The organism is Vibrio jasicida 090810c (genome assembly GCF_002887615.1).
In the GTDB taxonomy this organism is placed as follows: Bacteria; Pseudomonadota; Gammaproteobacteria; order Enterobacterales; family Vibrionaceae; genus Vibrio; species Vibrio jasicida.
Genome location: NZ_CP025793.1, coordinates 267,265 through 288,871 on the forward strand (window position 1 = coordinate 267,265; position 21,607 = coordinate 288,871).

22 protein-coding genes are annotated in these 21,607 nt (G+C 46.6%); 10 read left to right on the plus strand and 12 right to left on the minus strand.

Annotated elements, in window-relative coordinates; translation table 11 throughout:
* Nucleotides 1-5: 5 nt before the first annotated feature.
* From C1S73_RS18810 to C1S73_RS18820, 3 genes are all read right to left on the minus strand, one after another.
* Nucleotides 6-1,469 (minus strand): mannitol dehydrogenase family protein, encoded by a 1,464-nt coding sequence (locus C1S73_RS18810; RefSeq protein ID WP_038871508.1) that lies wholly within the window; start codon nt 1,467-1,469, stop codon nt 6-8.
* Nucleotides 1,470-1,559: 90 nt separating this feature from the next.
* Nucleotides 1,560-2,861: a TRAP transporter large permease gene (locus C1S73_RS18815; RefSeq protein WP_038871505.1), complete on the minus strand. Its 1,302-nt coding sequence runs from the start codon at nt 2,859-2,861 to the stop codon at nt 1,560-1,562.
* An 11-nt stretch (nt 2,862-2,872) separates the two neighbouring features.
* Nucleotides 2,873-3,388 (minus strand): TRAP transporter small permease, encoded by a 516-nt coding sequence (locus C1S73_RS18820; RefSeq protein WP_038871502.1) that lies wholly within the window; start codon nt 3,386-3,388, stop codon nt 2,873-2,875.
* Nucleotides 3,389-3,709: 321 nt separating this feature from the next.
* Between C1S73_RS18820 and C1S73_RS18825 the strand changes: the two genes are divergently transcribed.
* From C1S73_RS18825 to sigZ, 6 genes are all read left to right on the plus strand, one after another.
* A complete protein-coding gene (locus C1S73_RS18825; RefSeq protein WP_038871500.1) occupies nt 3,710-4,693 on the plus strand; it encodes a TRAP transporter substrate-binding protein in 984 nt (327 codons plus the stop codon).
* Between the two features lie 107 nt (nt 4,694-4,800).
* Complete coding sequence (locus tag C1S73_RS18830; protein ID WP_038871498.1) at nt 4,801-5,592, plus strand: FCD domain-containing protein; 792 nt, start codon at nt 4,801-4,803, stop codon at nt 5,590-5,592.
* Between the two features lie 129 nt (nt 5,593-5,721).
* The gene (gene uxuA, locus C1S73_RS18835) at nt 5,722-6,909 is read left to right on the plus strand and encodes a mannonate dehydratase (RefSeq protein WP_038871494.1); all 1,188 of its coding nucleotides are present in this window, start codon (nt 5,722-5,724) and stop codon (nt 6,907-6,909) included.
* A 191-nt stretch (nt 6,910-7,100) separates the two neighbouring features.
* On the plus strand, nt 7,101-8,276 hold the full coding sequence (locus C1S73_RS18840) for a MalY/PatB family protein (protein WP_038871491.1): 1,176 nt from the start codon (nt 7,101-7,103) through the stop codon (nt 8,274-8,276).
* Between the two features lie 24 nt (nt 8,277-8,300).
* Nucleotides 8,301-8,699, plus strand: coding sequence for a rhodanese-like domain-containing protein (locus tag C1S73_RS18845; protein WP_038871488.1), 399 nt, complete (start codon nt 8,301-8,303; stop codon nt 8,697-8,699).
* Nucleotides 8,700-8,775: 76 nt separating this feature from the next.
* Nucleotides 8,776-9,336 carry an RNA polymerase sigma factor SigZ gene (gene sigZ, locus C1S73_RS18850; RefSeq protein ID WP_038871486.1) on the plus strand — a complete coding sequence of 187 codons (561 nt, stop codon included), beginning with the start codon at nt 8,776-8,778 and terminating at the stop codon, nt 9,334-9,336.
* Between the two features lie 65 nt (nt 9,337-9,401).
* On the opposite strand, the gene C1S73_RS18855 is transcribed toward sigZ, so the two are convergent.
* Entirely contained in the window at nt 9,402-10,292 is an 891-nt protein-coding gene (locus C1S73_RS18855) for a LysR family transcriptional regulator (protein WP_038871484.1), read from the minus strand.
* Nucleotides 10,293-10,440: 148 nt separating this feature from the next.
* Here C1S73_RS18855 and C1S73_RS18860 point away from each other — a divergent pair, with 148 nt between their 5' ends.
* The 3 genes from C1S73_RS18860 to C1S73_RS18870 all read left to right on the plus strand — a co-directional run bounded on the left by C1S73_RS18860 (nt 10,441) and on the right by C1S73_RS18870 (nt 13,023).
* Nucleotides 10,441-10,977, plus strand: a complete 537-nt coding sequence (locus C1S73_RS18860; protein ID WP_038871481.1) for a nuclear transport factor 2 family protein — start codon at nt 10,441-10,443, stop codon at nt 10,975-10,977.
* Between the two features lie 109 nt (nt 10,978-11,086).
* Nucleotides 11,087-11,629 (plus strand): peroxiredoxin-like family protein, encoded by a 543-nt coding sequence (locus C1S73_RS18865; protein ID WP_038871478.1) that lies wholly within the window; start codon nt 11,087-11,089, stop codon nt 11,627-11,629.
* Between the two features lie 155 nt (nt 11,630-11,784).
* Complete coding sequence (locus C1S73_RS18870; protein ID WP_038871474.1) at nt 11,785-13,023, plus strand: DEAD/DEAH box helicase; 1,239 nt, start codon at nt 11,785-11,787, stop codon at nt 13,021-13,023.
* Nucleotides 13,024-13,083: 60 nt separating this feature from the next.
* Here C1S73_RS18870 and ompV read toward each other — a convergent pair whose 3' ends face one another.
* The 8 genes from ompV to C1S73_RS18910 form a co-directional block, all read right to left on the minus strand.
* Entirely contained in the window at nt 13,084-13,860 is a 777-nt protein-coding gene (gene ompV, locus C1S73_RS18875; protein WP_038871471.1) for an outer membrane protein OmpV, read from the minus strand.
* Nucleotides 13,861-14,047: 187 nt separating this feature from the next.
* A complete protein-coding gene (locus C1S73_RS18880; RefSeq protein ID WP_038871469.1) occupies nt 14,048-15,214 on the minus strand; it encodes a MalY/PatB family protein in 1,167 nt (388 codons plus the stop codon).
* Between the two features lie 12 nt (nt 15,215-15,226).
* Nucleotides 15,227-16,702: a Na+/H+ antiporter NhaC gene (nhaC, locus tag C1S73_RS18885; RefSeq protein ID WP_038871466.1), complete on the minus strand. Its 1,476-nt coding sequence runs from the start codon at nt 16,700-16,702 to the stop codon at nt 15,227-15,229.
* A gap of 137 nt (nt 16,703-16,839) precedes the next feature.
* Complete coding sequence (locus tag C1S73_RS18890; protein ID WP_038871463.1) at nt 16,840-17,850, minus strand: LacI family DNA-binding transcriptional regulator; 1,011 nt, start codon at nt 17,848-17,850, stop codon at nt 16,840-16,842.
* 207 nt (nt 17,851-18,057) lie between these two features.
* On the minus strand, nt 18,058-18,837 hold the full coding sequence (locus tag C1S73_RS18895) for a hypothetical protein (RefSeq protein ID WP_038871461.1): 780 nt from the start codon (nt 18,835-18,837) through the stop codon (nt 18,058-18,060).
* A gap of 136 nt (nt 18,838-18,973) precedes the next feature.
* Nucleotides 18,974-19,480: a GNAT family N-acetyltransferase gene (locus tag C1S73_RS18900; RefSeq protein WP_029788381.1), complete on the minus strand. Its 507-nt coding sequence runs from the start codon at nt 19,478-19,480 to the stop codon at nt 18,974-18,976.
* A 199-nt stretch (nt 19,481-19,679) separates the two neighbouring features.
* The gene (locus C1S73_RS18905; protein ID WP_038871454.1) at nt 19,680-20,372 is read right to left on the minus strand and encodes an MOSC domain-containing protein; all 693 of its coding nucleotides are present in this window, start codon (nt 20,370-20,372) and stop codon (nt 19,680-19,682) included.
* Between the two features lie 55 nt (nt 20,373-20,427).
* Nucleotides 20,428-20,670, minus strand: a complete 243-nt coding sequence (locus tag C1S73_RS18910; protein WP_005429049.1) for a hypothetical protein — start codon at nt 20,668-20,670, stop codon at nt 20,428-20,430.
* An 84-nt stretch (nt 20,671-20,754) separates the two neighbouring features.
* Between C1S73_RS18910 and C1S73_RS18915 the strand changes: the two genes are divergently transcribed.
* Entirely contained in the window at nt 20,755-21,570 is an 816-nt protein-coding gene (locus C1S73_RS18915; RefSeq protein ID WP_038871451.1) for an AraC family transcriptional regulator, read from the plus strand.
* The last annotated feature ends 37 nt before the right edge of the window (nt 21,571-21,607 follow it).

Here is a 21,607-nt window from a genome sequence, read left to right on the forward strand (position 1 = left end):
TCCTATTACAACGCAGCGATAGTGGCACGAGCACCGTTATCGATTAGCGATTGGTAAGCACTGCTCACCGCATCAATCACTTGTGGGTTTTGACCAAGCTCTGCTGGGAAGATAGCTTCAACCGCGAGCAATGCAGGCACAACAGAAACGTTCAAGCCGTGCTGGTCGCAGATCTGACGTAGTGTCTCTGCCATTGGATCGCGAACATCAATGTCGTTGCCTTGCTCGTCCACGCCGGATACGTAGCGCATCCAACCTGCAATCGCCGTTGCCAACCATGAGAAGTTCGAACCTTGAGCAAGATGGAATCGTAAGCTGCCACCCATGCGTTGTGGGATTTTCTGGCTGCCATCCATCGCGATTTGCCATGTTTTGTGTTTCAAGCTTGGGTTAGTGAAGCGCTCGATAAGCATCTTAGCGTAGCCTTCTAAATCGGTGCCTTCTGGCATGGTCAGCGAAGGAGCTTGTGCTTGCATCATCATATCGAATGCCGCTTTACGGTAGCCTTCATCTGTCATGGTGTCAGAGATGTGCGCGTAACCACCAAGGTAGCCTAGGTAGGCTAGGAACGAGTGGCTACCATTTAGCATGCGCAGTTTCATTTCTTCGTAAGGCACAACGTCAGCAACAAATTCTGCGCCAGCCACGTTCCAATCAGGACGACCTGCCACGAAGTTATCCTCGATAACCCATTGGCGGAATGGTTCACAAGCGATGCCACATGGATCTTCACAACTAAGTAGTTCAGCGATTTCGGTCAGTGTCTCTTCGGTTGCTGCTGGCACAATGCGGTCAACCATGGTGCAAGGGAAGGTAACGTTGGTTTCAATCCAGTCACGCAATTCTGGATCGAGCAGTTGAGCGAACTCAAGTACCGCTGCTTTTGCTACGTGACCGTTCTCTTGCACGTTATCGCAAGACATCACGGTAAATGGCGTCAGACCGCGTTCACGGCGCATCTTCAGTGCTTGCACGATGTAACCCAGTGCCGATTTTGGCTCCGTTGGGTTGGCAAGGTCAGCAATGACTAGCGGATTGTTTTTATCAAGCGTGCCCGTCGCAGGGTCGGCGCAGTAGCCTTTCTCGGTAATCGTCATTGAAACGATCGCCACTTGTGGCTCGGCCATTTTTTCTAAAACCGCTTGAATGCTGTCGAGGCTTGGGTGGAGTGATTCGGTCACTGAGCCAATCACTTTTACCTCTGTCGATTCTGCGCCTTTTTCTGCCACTGTATAGAGGTGGTCTTGTGCACGCAGCGATTGAATTAAGTCTTCACCACCAAATAGGTTGATTTCGCAAATGCCCCAGTCAGAGCCCGTTTTGTTCAGCATCTCGTTGGTGAATAGAGCTTGGTGTGCGCGGTGGAAAGCACCGAAACCAAGGTGAACAATACGGCTTTTAAGCGTTGAGCGGTCGTAGTCCGGAAGCAGAACGTTTTCATTCAGAGTGGAATTCGAAATAGTCTTCATTGTTGTATCCCTTTTCCCGCAGGTTATCCTGCGGGATGGTTTATCTTAATAATGGGTAGCCAAGAGCTTATTTAGTAAACAAGCACCTATTTAGTAACCAAGAACAAGCCTAGGTAGGAAGAGGCTCAAGTCAGGAATAAAGGTTACGGCCATCAGGGCTGCAACCAAGGCTACGTAGAATGGAAGTAGAGGCTTAATTACTTTGTCGATGGCAACGTTCGCCACAGAACAACCGATGAACAACGCACTACCTACTGGTGGGGTACAGATACCGATAGCCAAGTTGAAGGTCATCATGATGCCGAAGTGCACAGGGTCAATACCCATATCCAATGCGATTGGCAGGAAGATAGGCGTAAAGATCAGTACCGCTGGTGTCATGTCCATGAAGATACCGACAATCAGCAGAATGACGTTGATGATCAGTAGAATCATCATTGGGTTGTCAGAGATAGCCAGTAGGGCATCTGCAATCATGTAAGGAATGTCGGCGTTCGCCATCGCCCAAGACATGCCCATTGATGCGCCAACCAGTAGCAATACGATAGAAGTGGTCACCGCAGACTCTAGGATGATCTTTGGAATGTCACGCCATTTCACTTCGCGGTAAATCAACACCGCTAGCACAAAGGTATAAACCACCGCGATAGCTGATGCTTCTGTTGCCGTAAAGATACCGCCAATGATGCCACCCATGATGATCACAATCAGTGCAAGAGATGGGGCGGCTTTCAAGAAGGTATTCCAAACCATTGCCAGAGAAGGGCGCGCTGCCACTGGGTAGCCACGGCGTTTTGCAATGATACCTGCTACCACCATGATGCTTAGACCCATCAAGATGCCAGGAATATAACCCGCTAGGAACAATGCCGCGATAGATGTACCACCAGATACCAATGAGAACACGATCAGTGTGTTACTTGGCGGAATCAACAAACCAGACGGGCAAGAAGTGATGTTCACTGCCGCAGAGAAGTTCTCATCGTAGCCATCTTTCTTTTGCAGAGGAGACATAGTGCCGCCAACCGCTGCTGCAGACGCTACCGCAGAGCCAGAAATCGAACCAAACATCATGTTCGCCATTACGTTCACGTGTGCTAGTGAACCAGGAAGGCGGCCACCGAGTACTTTTGCGAAGTTGATAAGACGCAGTGCGATACCACCTTGGTTCATGATGTTACCCGCCAAGATAAAGAACGGGATTGCCAGTAGAGCAAAGTTATCAAGGCCTGCCGCCATACGCTGCGCCACAACGGCGATCGCAGGCTCTAGCGGTAAGCTCATTAAAATAGTGGCTAGCGATGACAAACCGATAGCAAAAGAAACCGGTACGCCAATCGTCAATAAGACCGCGAAGCTACCGAACAGGGTGAGAATTAATTGCCATTCCATTGTGGAACCCTCTATTGATCAAGCTGGGTGTCGGTGAGTAGGGCTTCACCAGACGTCAATTGTTTTACACGGTCGAAAGCAAATACCGCAGAGTAAAAGATCATCAGTGCGCCACTGATTGGTAGGCAGAAGTAGATGTAGCCCATTTCCAAGCCTAGTGCTGGCGTTAACTGGCCAGTTGCCAGTGTTTTCAGTGCGAGTTGCGTACCGCCGTGAACCAACACCACGTAAGAGAACAGTGCGATGGCAATTTGGATGACGATTTCATTGATGAGTTTGCGCTTGCCTTGCAGCTTCATTGTTAGCAAGTCGATAGCAAGGTGACGTTTAAGGCCGGTGGTGTAGGCGGCGCCAATTAATGCTACCCACATAAAGAGATAGCGAGCAAGTTCGTCAGTAACGGTACTTGGTCTGCCAATCACATAGCGTGATAACACTTGCCAGACTACGCAAATGACGAGGAAGGTCGAGAGAGAGACCGTAAAGGCAGCCAGCCCCCTGTTTATGTATTTGACCAATTTATTCATTTTTATTTCCTTTAAGTAAATACGCGCATCTCATAACAATTGGTTTACCAATGTAAGGAACTGTTTCTGTGTAGGGCAGCAACATACGCTAATCTTTCTGAGTGGATTATAAGTTAGCCGATTTGGTTGTCCGTGAGCAGCTTCACAATTGGATTGGTTGACCAATTTAACGATTGCTATTGTGATTTTGGTCAATCAATTTGCATTTTTGTTTTGACGATAGGTTTTTTGATCGCCAATAATGGCTTCGAAACAAGAAATACCGATAAAAAATTAAAACTACCCTACATATTGGACAACCAATCCAAGGAGAATAGAACAATGATGACGCGTAAGACTCTTTTAAGCGCTGTAGTAGGTGCTGCAATGACCTTCGGCGCCACTGCTTCTGCTTATGCTGCGACCACTTTGAAGCTGAGTCACAACCACCCTCGTGACCATGCGGTACATAAAGCAATGGACTTTATGGCAAAAGAAGTTCGTGAAATGACAGATGGTGAAGTTCGTATCCGTATTTACCCTGATGCACAGCTAGGTACACAGCGTGAATCGATGGAGCTAATGCAAAACGGCGCTCTAGATATGGTGAAGAGCAACGCGGCAGAATTGGAAGCTTTCTCCCCGGCTTACGCGGCATTCAACCTGCCTTACTTGTTCCGCGATAAAGACCACTACTACAAAGTGACAGATGGTGAAGTGGGTCGTGAAATCCTGAATTCTTCAGCGGACAGCGGCTTTATTGGTGTGACTTATTACGATGCGGGTGCGCGTAGTTTCTACACCAACAAGCCAATCAACACGCCGGAAGATCTAAAAGGTCTAAAAGTGCGCGTACAGCCAAGCCCATCAGCGATTGCGATGGTGAAAGCATTGGGTGGCAACCCAACGCCGTTGGCATACGGTGAGCTATACACGGCATTACAACAAGGCGTGGTGGATGCTGCGGAAAACAACATCCCATCGTTTAGCTTGAGCCGTCACAGTGAAGTATCAAAGTACTTTAGCTTAGACGAGCACACTATGGTGCCGGACGTTTTGGTTATCTCAACTAAGACTTACGACAAGCTAACGCCAGAGCAGCAACAAGCACTGATGAAAGCAGCGGCAGACTCTTCGGAATACATGAAGAAGCTGTGGGCTGAGTCAGAAGCGAAAGAGCGCGCGAAAGCAGAGAAGATGGGCGTGACTTTTGTAGAGCCAAATAAAGCGGCATTTGTTGAAGCGGTTCAACCAATGTACGCGGACCTAGAAAAGACAAATCCTGAATTAAATGAATTGGTTGAGAAAATCAAAGCCGTTCAATAATTCACAATTTAATTAGTACGAAACAATCGAAAACAAGGTGTTACCACATTCTGGTACATAGAGGTTGACCAATTGTTATTGGTCGTTATGATGGCGTGAGAAGTTAGATGGAATATAGTGATAATATCATCATGATGCCTTTTGAACCGAAAAGACCGTATCAAGAAACCGGTCTAGTCCTAAGACAAGAGTTAATCAACGGCCTTTACAAGGTTGGTGATAGGCTGCCGCCTGAGCGCGATATTGCAGAACGTCTCGACGTTAGCCGCACAGTTGTGCGTGAAGCGATCATCATGCTTGAGCTGGAAAACCTTGTCGAAGTGAAGAAAGGTTCTGGGGTGTATGTCATCAATATTCCATCTCAACCCAACTCCCGCGAGAATGTGATCAGCGATGATGCTGGTCCGTTCGAAATGCTCCAAGCTCGTCAGTTACTTGAAAGCAACATCGCTGAATTTGCCGCGATGCAAGTGACGCCAAGCGACATTGTGAAAATGCGTGCAGCCCTTGAGCTGGAACGAGAAGAACTCGCCAGTGGCACCGCAGATTGCAACGGTGATGAGAAGTTTCACATGTGTATTGCAGAGGCAACCCAAAACTCTGTATTGGTGGACATGCTGAGACAATCTTGGGAGCGACGTGAGAGCAGCCCAATGTGGAATAAACTCCATTCCCACATTGCTGGTCAAGACTACCGTGAAGAGTGGTTAGACGATCACGCCAAAATCCTCGCCGCATTGCAGCGTAAAGATCCTATCGCTGCAAAAAATGCCATGTGGCAACACCTTGAAAACGTTAAACAGCGCCTGTTGGAGCTGTCTGACATCGATGACCCAGATTTTGATGGTTACTTATTCAGTTCCAACCCTGTTGTTCTGCAGGGTGCTGAAAATAGTTAACCACATTGCCGGCTTTGGTCGGCTCTAGTCAGCGCAGCTGCATTATCGTGGCTGCATATTAAGAAGTCGTTGTGCACTTAGCTTGAATAATTTGAGCGGGCTGAGTGCGTCTTAAAAAAGGTGAGTGTCATGGAACAAACTTGGCGTTGGTACGGTCCGAATGACCCAGTGTCGCTAGACGATATTCGTCAGGCTGGCGCAACAGGCATCGTAAATGCCTTGCACCACATTCCAAATGGGGAAGTGTGGTCGAAAGAAGAGATTTTAAAACGTAAAGCCATCATCGAAGAGAGAGGCTTAACGTGGTCGGTGGTTGAAAGTGTCCCTGTTCATGAAGAAATCAAAACTCAAACAGGTGATTACCAACAGTGGATCGACAACTACAAAAAGACGCTGCGTAACCTTGCAGAATGTGGCGTAGATACAGTCTGCTACAACTTTATGCCAGTGCTAGATTGGACACGTACTGACCTTGAATTTGAAATGCCAGATGGTTCTCGAGCACTTCGTTTTGACCAAATTGCATTTGCGGCATTTGAGCTGCACATTCTTAAACGCCCGGGCGCAGAAGCGGATTACACCGAAGCTGAACAAGCGCAGGCGCTTGAGTACTTCAACAACATGACGGCGGAGCAAATCCAACAACTGACAAGCAACATCATTGCTGGTTTGCCGGGTGCTGAAGAAGGCTACACGTTAGAAGAGTTCCAAGCACAGTTAGACCGTTACTCGGGCATCAGCAAAGATAAGCTGCGTGAGCACATGGCGCACTTCTTAGCGGAACTTATGCCAGTGTGTGAAGCGCATGGTTTGAAGTTGGCTGTACACCCAGACGATCCACCGCGCCCAATCCTTGGTTTGCCGCGCATCGTTTCAACCATCGAAGACATCGATTGGTTGACTGAAAAAGTACCGAGCAAAATGAACGGTTTAACCATGTGTACGGGTTCTTACGGTGTGCGTGGTGACAACGACCTAGTGAAGATGATCAAAAAGCACGGCGACCGCGTTTACTTCACTCATTTGCGTTCAACCAAGCGTGAAGAAAGCAACCCGATGACGTTCCACGAAGCAGCCCACCTAGATGGTGATGTGGATATGTACAACGTAGTGATGGCGATTCTGGATGAAGAACAACGCCGCGCAGAAGTAGGTGATCACCGTTTGATCCCAATGCGTCCTGACCATGGTCACCAAATGCTGGATGATTTGAAGAAGAAGACCAACCCAGGCTACTCAGCCATCGGTCGCTTGAAAGGCCTTGCGGAAGTGCGTGGTCTAGAAATGGCACTAAAACGCGCTTTCTACACCAAGTAAGTAAGAACCAGCAAAACCATCTAACAAAACGCAGAGTCTAGGCTCTGCGTTTTTTCGTTCTTAATTTCTTGAATATTATCCATAAAAAGTATCTGCGATACTCTGTCAGATGAATACCTGAAAATATTTTGCGTCTTTTTCTAACCACAGTCGTCTTATCTGTGTAAAAACGATTTCGACCGGAGAATTCCATGTTCAAGCCACAGCCAACGCGCTTAGATATTCAAGACAAATTCATCAAACACGATAGCCAAATGCTCAACCAAGTGTACGGAACAGACCAAGTTGTACCGTATTGGATTGCTGATATGGACTTTCCTATTGCATCGCCTATTTCGCGAGCGATGCAGCAACTTGTCAGCCGTGAAACCTTTTCATACGAGTTTGATAGTAAGACAGTTTTTCAGTCCATTGCCGATTGGAACAAGGATTTACATGGCCTTGAGCTTAGCACTGATAACTTTGTTCAAGTGCCGGGCGTACTGAGTGCGATTGCATTGCTGATTCGCGAGTTCACCAAAGAAGGTGAGGGCGTATTGATTCAAACTCCGGTTTATCATCAGTTCCGACGTTTGATTGAGTCAGCTGGCCGAACCGTTGTGGGCAATACAATGAAAATTGAAAATGACCACTACGTGATGGACTTTGAGTTGCTGGAGAACCAGTTGAAAAGTGGTGAAGTGCAAATGATTTTGCTGTGCAACCCTCATAACCCAGTGGGGCGTGTTTGGACTATAGCAGAACTAGAGCGCATGGTGGTGTTAGCTGAGAAGTACAATGTGATGATCATCAGCGATGAAGTGCATGCCGACATCGTATTTGAAGGTTCAACCTTTACCAGTATGACTTCATTAGGCTATGAAAACAGTCTGACGATCATTGGTTCTCCGGCGAAAAACTTTGGTTTGAACAGCACCTCTAACGGCTACATTTACAGCGATAACCAAGCACTTTTCGAGAAAATCAAAGCGACGTCGGCTTCACTCTCTATCGATCATGGCAATGCGTTTACCACCTACGCGACCATTGCGGCTTACCAACAGGGCAAAGAGTGGTTTGAAGGTTTTCATGCTTACACGCAAAACAATCGTAACTGGATTATTGAGTTTATTGAGCACAACTTGCCACAGGTGAAAGCATTCCTGCCACAAGGAACCAATCAAATTTGGTTGGATTTTTCTGGTTTAGAATTGGAATCTTCTCAGCTAAAAACCTTGCTGACAGAAGAAGCCAAAATGGCGTTGACGCCAGGTACTTGGTTTGGTGAACCCAATGAAAACTACTACCGCATGAACTTCGCTTGTTCTTTAGAGCAAATTCAAACCTCATTTGAGTTGCTTAAAGCCGCTGTCGATAAACGTAAATAAGTGAAGTGGTAGGGGAATAAAACGATGACACAAACCATCACTAAAGGCATCAAAGCCCTAGCAGAAGAAGCACGCTTGAGTGTCGCAGACCTCTCTATTGAGGATGCCAAAGCGTTGTTTGCAGACGAAGATTACGTATTCGTGGATGTACGAGAAGCCGATGAGAGGCGCAAACTTGGCGTGATCCCGGGGGCATTTACCTGTCCAAGAGGCATGTTGGAGTTTTTGATTGATCCACAATGCCCAGTGCATAACCCAGTCTTTGCTCAAGATAAAACGTACGTTTTCTACTGCGCACATGGGCTTCGTTCCCTCTATGCGGCAAAACAAGCCGCTGACATGGGGCTTGAACCTGTGCTCAACCTTGCTGGTGGTTTTGCTGAATGGCTAAAAGCAGATGGCGCGGTTGAGTCTGAGTCATAATGTATAGGTCATACTTGCCATACGGTTTATATTTCGATTAATATCGAATTATTATTTTATGTATAGAGACCGTCGCATGTTAGCAGAGTGGTTGGCACACAAAGAGCAGCTCAAAAACTACATTGTCAAACAGACCAGTGATCCAGATTTAGCCGATGACATTTTGCAAGAGGTGTACATCAAGGCGAGTCAAAAGATCGATCAGTTAGAAGCGCGAAGCAAAATCAAAAGTTGGTTATATCGCATCACGCACAACGCGATCATGGATCACTATCGTACGCAGCAAAGTTACGAAGAGCTGATAGACAATCAGGTTGAAGAGGAAATGCCGATAGAGCTGGAGAATCTTCAAACCATGGGGCATTGTTTACGCCCAATGTTTGAGTGCTTGCCAGAGAAATATCGCCAAGCCGTGATTCTGTCTGAACTCGACGGTTTGCCTCAACAAACGGTTGCGGACCAGTTGGGGCTTTCGCTTTCTGCGACGAAAAGCCGAATTCAGCGCGGTCGAGTTAAGCTCAAAGCCTTGTTAGTTGAGTACTGCAATGTTGAAGCAGGTCGAGGAGGTATCGTTGACTTCTCACCAGAACCGCAGTGTCTTCACATGGCTCAAATGTACAGTGCTGAAGTGGCATAAAGCCAATAGAACCGTTCGATTTACAATGTAAAAGCGCAGAGTTTTGGCTCTGCGCTTTTTTGTTGCTACTCAACGTTGGGAAGTTTTTCTTTCAGATAATCAATCAAGCAGCGAACCTTAAGAGGCGTATAACGGCTTTGTAAGTACACCGCATTGAAAGGTAAATTTTGCCCTGTGTAGTCGCTCATCAATTGTGTAAGTCGCCCTTCTTTTAAGTGATGTTCAACCATCCAAATCGGAAGAATGACAATCCCCATTCCGGTTAACGCGACCTCTAGTAATACATCCCCATTGTCGCTTTGAAAATTACCATTTACCGCGACGGCATGTTTCTGATTTTGCTTGGTAAAGCTCCATACATTAATGTCTCTCATCCGCGAATAAACCAAACAATTGTGTTGTTTTAAGTCTTCAGGAGCTTTGGGTTCTCCGTGCTGTTGTAAATAACTCGGCGCCGCTAAAACGAGCATTGGGTTATCAAACAAATGGCGCGCAATCAGCGTTGAGTCTTCCAGTTGTTTAGCTCGAATTGCGACATCTATCCCATCACTGATCAAGTCGGTGTGCTGGTCACTGAGCTGTAAATCCACCTTGATATCAGGATAACGTTGGAAAAACTCTGCCATGATAGGGGCAAGCAGAATGCGACCAAACGCCACTGGTGCTGAGATGCGAATCGTCCCTTGGGGAGAAGCCACCTCCGATCTTGCCTCAGCTTCGGCTTCATCCAGTTCACCTAAAATATCAACGCAAGTTTGATAATACTTCGCGCCTGCAGGCGTTAAAGCATGGTCGCGACTGCTTCGAGCGAGGAGCTTGACGCCGATTTTCTTTTCTAACGCTGCCACTTTTTTGCTGATCGTTGTTTGTGAGGTATTCATTTCACGACCCGTGGCAGAAAAGCTGCCCGTTTGTACCACTCGAACAAATGCGCGCATTGCACTTAGTTGGTCCATTAGTGCTCTCAATTATTCTAAATAGGCATAGATGCTAGTCATTGTAGCTCAGTTTTAGTCGATATTGGTTGGTTCTAAGATACATTCCAAGCCGAAAACAAATCGGTAAGAAAGATTAACCAAGATTGATTCGCCAATGGAGGCGCTTATGGACATGCAACAAAAACTACAACTTCTACTTGATAAACAAGATATTACTGAAGTGATTTTCCGTCATGCTCGCTCTTTAGATCGTATGGACGCAGAGCTGATGAAGTCCACTTACTGGGAAGATGCTATTGAAGACCATCAAGACCCAATCTTCCCAGATTTGTTTTTCTATAACGACAATGCCCACGCTTTTGTTGAACCCGCAATGAAAGGGTTTGAAGCAATCAAAATTACACAGCACCGCATCAGCAACGTTCTCATTGAAGTGGATGGTGATACAGCAACTGCAGAGAGCTATGTGTGGGCGTACCACGTGCATGAAGAAGATGGCGTGGACAAAGAAGGCATTTTAGGTGGTCGTCACCTGTACCGTTTTGAACGTCGTGATGGTGTTTGGAAAATGGTACACCGTTTTACCGCTTTTGATTGGAACCAAAACCAAGATGCGAGCGCAGTGTGGTCTCCAGATTTTGAAGATAAGTACGTAGGTAAACGCAATAAATCTGACGAAAGTTACGAATACATTCAACGATAACTCCGGTCTGTTAGTTGGAGCGCGACATGTGAGGGCAGCAATGCTCTCCACTCCAACCTGTGTCGCGCTCGTTTTATCTTAAACAACGTGAAGTAAATAGGACTGAATAATGACAACGACGAAATTTACCGCAGGTGATTTGTTTCCCTCTATCACTCTGCCAACGCTAAGTGGCGAAACTATCGAGCTGGGTACACCTTCTGAGAATGTCGATTGGCGCTTAGTGGTGGTTTACCGCGGCAAACATTGCCCTTTGTGTACTCGCTATCTCAACCAACTAGAGACACTAAAAGTACGATTCTTACAACTCGGGATGGATATCGTGGCGGTGTCCGCAGATAGCCAAGTACAGCTAGAGCAGCATAAGGATCAACTGAGCGTCACGTTCCCGGTCGCTTATGGTCTGACAGTAGAGCAGATGCAAACGCTTGGTTTGTATATCTCGGAGCCTCGCTCAGAAAAAGAGACAGACCATCTCTTTGCAGAGCCAGGTTTGTTTGTGGTGAATAGTAAAGGACAAGTTCAGTTAGTCGATATTTCCAACGGTCCATTCGCTCGACCTGACCTAGAAGTCTTGCTCTCAGGATTGGCGTTTATCCGTAACCCAGAAAACGATTACCCTATTCGTGGTACTTACCAAGCGGCAATCTAATCACTGTTTTGGTTTGAGGCATTAAAAACCAATGACGTTCACAAACTTCCTCTTCTAAAATTGGATTGTTCGTCTCCTAGATTGTGGTAAAGTCCGCGCCTGCGATTTACCGCATCTTTTACTGCCTCTTCAATCAAAAGCACAAGGTTAAGCTAATGCCATTTTCTACTCTCTCTTTGAGTTCTGAGCTGATTCACGCACTGCCAAAAGATTTCAAGAAGCCAACCGATATTCAAGCTTTGGCCATTCCTGAGCTACTCAGTGGTAAAGATGTGTTGGCATTAGCAAACACGGGCAGCGGCAAAACCCTTGCTTATGGCTTGCCTTTGTTGGAAAAACTAAGTGCAAATCCAGAGCGAAAAGCGCTGATTCTAGTACCAACGCGTGAGCTAGCAACTCAGGTAAGTGAGGCGATTAACCAAGTTGGTCAATCTGTTGGTCTCAACGCAGTGTGTCTGTGCGGTGGCGTGGATAAAGAGCCGCAACTACAAGCACTTGCGACAAAACCTCAAATTCTTGTGGCGACAACAGGCCGTTTAGTCGATCTGGCGAACAACAGTTTGGACCTGAGTAATATTCATTACCTAGTGTTGGATGAAGCGGACCGCTTGTTGGATATGGGCTTTTGGCCTGACGTGCAAAATATTGCAGGGCAGATTTCAAACCAGCGTCAAACCGCGATGTTCTCAGCAACGTTTTCTGATGAGTTGAAGGGCAAAGCCAAGCAGCTCATGCACGCACCAAAACAAGTAGCAGCGCATCAAGAAAACAGCACCAATCAAGATATTGCCGAAACGCTGTATCTCGTCAACAAAGGCAGCAAAACCAAAGCGTTGATTGAACTGATCAAGCAAAATGCGTGGACGCAGGTATTGGTATTTATAGGCGCCAAAGAGAATGCCGATGGTCTAGCGAAAAAACTCAGTAAAGCTGGAATCTCAACCAATGCGTTGCACGGCAATAAGAGTCAAGCAGAGCGAGAAGAAGCGTTGGCGCAGTTTAAATCGGGGCAAACACAGGTATTGATTGCCACCGATTTGTTGGCGCGCGGTATTCATATTGAACAACTGCCCGTGGTGATTAACTTTGAGTTGCCAATGCACGCAGAGACTTACGTTCACCGAGTTGGACGTACAGCCCGTGCAGGCGAGCAAGGTGTCGCAATGTCGCTGGTCTGCCATGGCGAAGCAGAAGCTCTTACCGCGATCCGTAACCTGACTCAACGTGAATTGCCAACGCAAGATCTTGAAGGTTTCCCAGTTACGGATAAGCCATCAACAGGCGAAAGCAAACGCGCCCCACGCGATAAAAAAGCCAATCGCCGAACCAATGCCAAGAAGAGCATTAAGCAGTTTCAAGGAAAACCGAAACGCCAAGCGCCCAAAGCTAAATAAACCAAGCTAAACAAACAAAAAGCCATCGTGATGATGGCTTTTTCTATTAACGGAAAGAGACTAGAAGTTGTAAGAAACGGTCGCGCCAACTGTCCATTGGTTTGCGCTCTCTACGATAGAAGAATCACTGATGCCACTTCCTAGACGCGTGTATTGTGATACTTGGCTGATTTGCCAGTTATCGGTGATTGGCACAACCAGTTTGTAGCCTAAACCATAGTTTACCGTAGCTTCGCCTTTGTAAGCTTTGCGGTTTGCGCGTGCTTCTTTGTCTGTGACACCGAAGTAGTAATCTACATAGTCTTCGCTTTGGTAAGACACGCTCGCAAATGGTACGAAATCAGCATTGCCGATGTTCATGATGTGGAAGTAAGTCGCACCACCTTGGAAGCCTTTATAGGCACCAGAAACATCGTGTTGTAGGTAAGTTGAAATCACGTTGTTTGGATCGAGTGTGAAGTCTGCGTTTAAACCTAAATCGACCGCAAAATCACGACGCTTAGTACCTTTTAAGCTTTTCGCTACATCGCTATCGCGAGGTACGCCACTGCCCACCACATAAGCACTCATGTTTAACAATTCGTTAGTTTCACCAAGAAAGCGGTAGTTGATGCCACCAAGATCAGCGTTGAAATCTTCACCGTGATAGCCACCGTTTAACACTGGTGCTGTATTGTGCTTTTGGTCTTTGAAAAGATCACTGGCTTGCACTACGCCAGCTTCGACCATCCAACCGCCTTCGTTGTTGTAGATGTTACCGTTACGAATGTAAGTGTCGCCAGCTGTTGCTGTTCCTGCTGCTGTTAAAGTGATTAACGCGATGAGTGTTTTGTTCATTATGCTGTCCTAATTATTTGATTTTGAACAGTGTACAAAACGAATGTGTAACCTTCTATCAGCAGAACGTATGGAAGTGTAATGATGGCTTTAGGGAAGTGTTGTCTGTGCAGTCTGGGGAAAGGGAAACAAAAAGCCACGCCTTAACATGAAAAGCGTGGCTTTGTTATATCGGTTGTTTGTATGGCTAGTTTAGTGCGTGTTTGATTCTTACCAAGGCTTCATCCAGTGTGCCTGCTGGGCAGCCTAGATTAAGGCGAACAAAGCCAGAACCTTCTTTACCGAAAGCGATGCCCATGCTCGGGACAAGCCCTGCGGCGACAAATTTTTGCTCCAGCTCGGCGTCGGTCAGGTTGAATGCGCGGCAATCTAACCAAGCCAAGTAGCCTGCTTGTGGGGCGATAAATTTCACCTCTGGCAGTTCCGTTTGTACAAACTGATCAAGTTTGGCGATATTAGCTCGCAAGTAGTCTTTTAAGTCCATCAACCAATTAGAGCACTCTTGATAAGCAACAGTCGCTGCACTCATCGATAGGCTATTGAACACGTCCATACCATGAGCATCTAATCGGCGAGTAAACTGTGCTCGGAGTGATTCATCTGGAATCATAAAGTTAGAGATTCGCAGTGAAGACAAACCAAACGTCTTACTTGCAGCCGTAGCTACTATCAGACGTTTTGTAAGATTTTTTGGAAGACGTAAAGCAGAGTAGTACTCCGCATCGCCAACCACTAAATCGCCCCATATTTCATCACTCAGCAGCCAAACTTGGTACTGTTCACACAGTTTAGCAACCTTTGTCATTTCGCTTTCAGACCAAACTCGCCCTGTTGGGTTATGTGGGTTACAGAAGATCATTGCTTTTGCGCCATTAGCAAAGCAGGTTTCGAGATGATCAAAGTCGAGTTGATAGTCGCCTTTGGTTTCCGTCAGTGGGTTCTCTACGACAACACGATCGTTGAATTCAATGATCTTACGGAAGGAGCCATATCCCGGACTCTGCATCACGATGCCATCACCTTTTTCGGTGAGCATTTGCAATGCCATCGCGAGTCCAGGAAGTACGCCATGTACCGTAGTGATCCACTCACGCTCAACGTGGGTACCATGCTGGTTTTGATACCAATCGATCGTAGCTTGGTAGTACGTATCATCGCGTTCTGCGTAACCAAAAATTCCATGCTCAACACGTTGTTGTAGCGCGTCTAATACTACTTGCGGCGCTTGAAAATCGTAATCGGATACCCACATCGGGAGTAAATCCGTGCCAGCCAATCCCAGCTTTTGCTGCATAAAGTCCCATTTAACAGAGCCACTTTCCTTGCGGTTCAGAATTTGGTCGAAAGCGTTCATCAATGATTTACCTTATTTTGTTTCTACTGCTGGTGTATTTGAATGCTCTTCAGCAATCTGTTGTTCGTTTTGTTCTAGCTTGGCTTTTGCGATACCAAAGCCAGTGAAGCCATAAATCAGAGCGAAGATCACGCCGGTGTAACATTGAATCGCCCATGGTAGGTAATCCAACGTTGCCACGCCTAGCGTACCCGCCATATAGATACCTGCGGCTGTCCAAGGAACCAATGGTTCAATAATGGTGCCGGCATCTTCGATGGTTCGAGACAGGTTCTTCGTGTCTAATCCCATTTTTCGGTAAGCGTTTTGGAACAACTCACCCGGAATCAACAGCGCTAGCTTGCCGTCAGAAGTGGTGAAAACCACAGTGATGGTTGCCACAACGGTCGAAGCAATCAGCTGACCTGTGGTGTGAATCGCATGTAGGAATTTGCCTAGTACCACGTTTAGTGCGCCAGTTAGGCTCAAAATACCAGCGAAGGCAAAAGCACAGAATACTAGTAGAATCGTGCTCATCATTGAGAACAGACCGCCACGGTTAAGCAGTTTGGTGATATCTGGCACTAAGCCATTTACGCTGTGACCGTTTGCTTCAAACATGGCTAGGTTGAAGCCGTCTACGTAAGCTTGGAAGCCTTGTTTTAGTGTGAAGTCTTGGAAAACCATGCCTAAAACAATCGCGATAGCCGATGCGCCAAGCATCAATGGCAGGACTGGCTTCTTAGTCAACGCGCCCCATAGGATCATCACTGGCGGAATAAGAAGTAGGATGTTGAAGTTGTATAGATTATCTAAGCCCGAGGTGATTTGAACAACTTTCTCTGGCTCGTGAATGTTCGCGATATCAGCGCTTTGACCCGCAAAGAAGAAGACGACAGACGCAATCACAAAGCCCGGCAGGGTGGTGTAAAGCATATGTTGAATGTGTTCGTACAAGGTGGTGCCTGAAACGACAGGCGCAAAGTTGGTTGAATCTGATAACGGTGAGATTTTGTCACCAAAGTACGCGCCAGATACCACTGCACCAGCGGCAGCTGCGAGCGAGACGTCAAGGCCTGCTGCCACGCCCATTAGTGCGACACCAACAGTACCTGCAGAGCCCCAAGACGTACCGGTACAAACGGAAACGACACTGGTCACAAAGAAAGCGGCAATAAGAATGTATTCAGGGCTGATGACTTTTAGTCCCCAGTAAACCATGTAAGGGATTGTGCCGCTGACCATCCAGCTGGCAATCAAACCACCAACCGAGACCAAAATCAGAATGACTGGCATCGCTTTCGCCAGTTTTTCTACGATGGCGTTAATGATGTCATCCCAGTTGTAACCGATCTTCCACGCGATAAGACCAGTAAAGGCAGCTGAAATCAGCAACAGAACTTCAATGCGAAGTCCGAGTATTCCGTATCCGACAGCCAGAAGTGCAAACATCACCGCAATAGGGGCGAGTGCTAATCCGAACGACGGCAGAGGCTTAGAATTTGTCATGTTATTTATCCTCAGGATCGATGTAGGGTTTGTTCGAAATGGATAATAACGGTCACATAATAGGCAAAATGAGAGCGGTGTGTTGTTTTCATGTAAGCGCTTACATGAGGTGTGCGAATGTAAGGTTCATCACAATTTTATCCGATCTTTTGTATTGCTTTGACGGTTTGTCTGCTGACTAAGCTTGCTTCAAATTGATGCAGGTTTGGTGGCGAATAGCCGTCTTTACTTAAGTTTAGTGCTAATTTCGCTGCATAAGTCGACATTTCGTCAATTGGGTTATGCATGGTGGTCAATCGTGGATAGAGGTAGCGTGCAAGCAACACATCATCAAATCCAACCACGGAAATATCATCTGGCACCGTGAAGCCCTGTTCATGCAAACTTGCCATTAAGCCTGCTGCCATTACGTCGTTAAATGTGACTACCGCAGTGACTCCCGGACAGGATTGAATAAGTTGGCGACCTGCTTCCTCTCCTCCAGACTCACTGAAGTTTTGGTTGATTACCCAACCTGTTGGGATAGCTAAATTGGCTGCATTCATTGCGTCTCGATAACCTTCAAGGCGGTCGGTTCGATCTTCAATGGGTAAGTCACTGGTGACACAGGCGATCTTGCGATGACCTTGCTGAATCAAATATTCGACCGATTTGCGCGCACCGACTCGGTTGTCTACCCAGACTGAACGATTGGAGATTTGTGCAATGGTGCGGTTGAGTAACACCATCGCCGGAAGCTGTGCAGCGTATTGCATCAGCGTGGTGTCATCGAGCATCTTTGAGTGTACGACCATCGCCTCACAGCCCTGACTGATGAGAAAGTCGAGCCCTTCTTTTTCTCGTTGCGCATTGTGCCCACCACTGACTACGACCAACTGACAACCATTGGCACGGGCCACTTCTTCAACGCTTTTGGCGATCAAGGCGAAAAAAGGGTCAGCCAAGTTCCCAGTGAGTAAACCTAGCGTGTTATTGCTGCGGTTCGCCAGCGCTGTTGCTCGCGCATCTCGGCGGTAGTTGAGCTCTTTAATGGCGCGTTCGACTCGCTCTTGCGTTACTGGTTCAACATAACTGGTGCGATTGATAACACGCGAGACCGTTGCCGTAGAGACACCAGCCATGTCCGCGACGTCTTTCATGGTTGCCACTAGATTTCTCCAAGAGAGTAACAGGGTGAATTGAAAGGGAGGATATGAGGCAGAGTGTAGCGGCTATTAATTGTTGGTTATGTTAGTAAGTTCAAAGGATAGAACTTTAGAAAAAAGCGCTCCTATCTTGTTTTATTAATTCAACAAGATAGGAGAAACAAAAAAGCCACGAACCTGACGATATCGGGTGCGTGGCTTCTTTATTTATTAGCCAATCTTTTTATAGGCGACGATATGAGACAAGAAAAGGAGAGAGTATCTCTCGTTGAATCTGATTTTGTACTCGTGTTCAGCTTCCGATAGTGGCACCCAACCATTGCCAAAATAATCGTTTATATCGTCAACTGCTTCAGTCTCATCTTTTAAATGTTTTTTGCTCCACTGATAGGTACAGGCTAAAACCAAAACACCATTAGGAGCCGTTGCGTCCATTAATGCTTCCACGACCGTTTTAGGGGAGTCACATTGATCCAGTACATTCAAGCAAAGACTTAAATCGTGCTGCTCCGCGACCACGCCACTTTCAAAAGGTGCTTCGATGAGAGAAAAATTCACATGGTCACAAGCTTTGGCTATTGAAGATGCATTAAATGTGAAATGCTTTTGCTCTTTTAAGCTCTTAATATAGTGGAAGTCACACTCTCCCCCATCGATCAGTAGCTGTTTCAAGTTTGATAACAAACGATGAGAAGGTTCTACGAGCGTAGCCGAATTGATACTTGGTATGTTGGTTATCAATTCATAACAGTTTCTCCCGAGAGCAGGCCCCACTTCTAATAGGCTTTTAGGAGAAGGGTTTTCACTACCGAGAGCTTCAACAACAAACTGCGCGACGTCTTTCGAATGGCTTGAAGAGACAAACCAATCTGGCACTGACTTAGACTGGCTATCAAGCAGTTTGCTCACGCCGTTTTGTCGAAGTTTATCAAGCCACTGAATCTCGAAATATGCTGCTAACCCTTTGTGATCGATATAGAAATCTTCCACTTTTACTCCTTTTTGATATTCCGTTATTGAGCGCTAATTTTGCCCCATCGATCAAAGGTGAGTAAATGCTAAATACCAAATATTGAAACTCTGCCTGACTTTATTTTTTAATATTTACAATGAGTTAATGCTGTTTTTATGCTGAGCAGATAACTTTCGGAATGTGTCTAAGACCCAACATAGTGCATCCGTCTTCCAAGTAGCTATCGGTGACAACATCAAAGCCGAACTTGCCGTAATAGTCTTTCAAGTGTGCTTGTGCGGATATAAAAATGCTGTCATTCGGGTAGATCTTCCTTGTGGCATCGAAACTCACTTGCATCAATTGGTTGCCGATGTTTTTCCCTCTGTAATCTTCTGCGACGATAACGCGACCAATACACACGTCATTGGCATCAGAGTTCAGCAAGGGTAAAACGTCAACGGGGTATCCGAGTTTCGGAGGCATAATGCGACTATAAGCCACCAGACGTTCGTTATCATATCCCATTACGTGGTAGGTGTCGGGATGGTTATCTTTACCATCCAAATCGCTGTATGGCGTGTTCATGTCTACGATGAAAATATTGACTCTTTGCTGCAAAAAATCGTAAAGCTCTTGAACAGACAGGTCTGCGAATTTCTTAATTCTCCATTCGAGCATCATGCTTCCCCTTGTATTATTTTGGGTACAACATAAAGCGTATTTGTGCGCGATTCATTAACCTTTGTTAATTGCTAAGCTCCAGCGTAAACACAGATTTGCTGTTTTGAACGGCTAAAAAGCAAAAGCCCCAATGACTTGGTCGTGGGGCAGATATAGGAAGTGAGAAGCTTTTTCTCTCGAGGAGTCAGAAAGGGAATTAACCCGCAGTCGGACCGACTAAACGCATTTCCCAATCTTCGACTTCCCCGGTTTCTAGGCGACGTTCGACAAGCTTGCCCCAAGATTCAACCAATGGAAGTTCCGCCAGTTGGCTTAGCTCCGCTTTATCTAGGCAACCAGTAAATACTGCGCCCATGATGCGAGCCAATGACCAGTCTGGGTAAGGTCTTTCGCACAGAATAATTTCGTCACCTGCGCCGATATCGCCCTCTTGTAGCACTCGGAAGTACCAGCCTGTTCGAAGCGTGTCTTGCAGTCTTCTCGCCATGTCGTTTTGCTCGAAGCGGACGTTGAGTTTCCAGCAGGGCATACGCCCTTGGGATACTTCTAACAAGGTTGAGCCGATGCGGATCTTATCTTTCAAGCAAATGGATTCTTCTGTTACGCCGCTTGAGCTTAAGTTCTCGCCGAACGCCCCAGCTGATTGGAAAATCGCTTTGTCGCCCAACTCTTGCTGCCAAACGGGATAGTGCTCACTTGGGTAAATATGAAGGGCTTTTTGAATCCCACCATGGAAGCGTGGATCGCCTTGTTCGTCGTTGGTAAAACCCAGTTCTGTTGCATGCTGACGCTGCGGCAAAACCTGTTTGTTAATCGCACTTTTCGCACCATGTGCAAAGGCAACGGTTTTACCTGCTAATACGTTGTTAACTACGCCTAACTTCTTCATATTCTTTCCTTATCGCCTAAAACTGATTTGCCAAACGGCGTGAGACAAGACCACGTTAGCGTTCGCCCAGTGACTTGAATACCGGAATCGCTGCCAGCACTTCAATACGCTTTTCTGTGCTTTTTAAGTAGCGCGTTTCGCTATCTGAAACCAACACATGACGTTGATAACCTTCCGCTTTAGGAAACTTGGTTAACACGGTTTCAAGCGATGCTTCGCACTTGTCTTGGTTGATGTTATCAATATCGACTTTGAATAAGAGTTGGTTTTCTTTGGATATTTCAACTTGATATCGCATACGTCGCACCTCACGGCTTCATTCACTTTGACGAGCATGATAGCCTAGTGAGCTTGTGTCAGAGTAGGGATGTAAGGACAGTTAATGATGACAACCCGCCAAATCGATTCTCACTCCGGTGTCATGACCTCCAATGAGATGATGGCTGCCAATCCCCACTCACCAGCTTTGGTTAAGACCATCGACATGCCCAAAGGTTATATTGATGCGCTGCACCAACACACGTGGCATCAAGTCATCTTCCCGATCAAAGGGTTATTGCAAACCAAAACCGAGCACTACCAACACCTTGTCCCTCATACCTCTGCGCTGTTTGTACCTGCGGGTATTCAACATGAATCCATCGCACTAAGCCATACGACATTTGTCGGTATCTATCTAAACCCTAAGTTCGGTACTGAGTACGAGCATCAAGTTAGAACCATCACTCTCACTCCTTTCTTGAACGAGTTGCTACAGGAAATACGCCGTCAATGCGAAGGGTTCGTCAGTGATGAGGAAGTATCGCGCTTGCTAGGCGTACTGCACGATCAAATCATGAAAGACAACGTGCAGACCTTTCAGTTACTGCTGCCTGAAGACAGACGCTTAAAGCTGATTTTTGAAGCGCTGACCGACACGCCAGCATTGGATTGGTCACTCAAACAGTGGGGAGAGAAAGTCGGTGCATCCGAGCGAACTCTGTCGCGCTTGTTCTCCAAAGAGTTCAACACCTCGTTTCAACTTTGGCGGCAACAAATTCGGCTGATTTATTCGCTCTCTTTGCTGGACGAAGAGCTCTCTATCCAAAGCATTGCCGATCAAGTGGGGTATCAAAACGACTCTTCTTACATCAAAGCATTTAAAGCCTATTTTGGTGTCACCCCACAGCAGTTTCGCGTTAATGGTAGAAGGGGATAGCGAGTACAATCTTGTCCACAACATCGGTCTCGTCCAT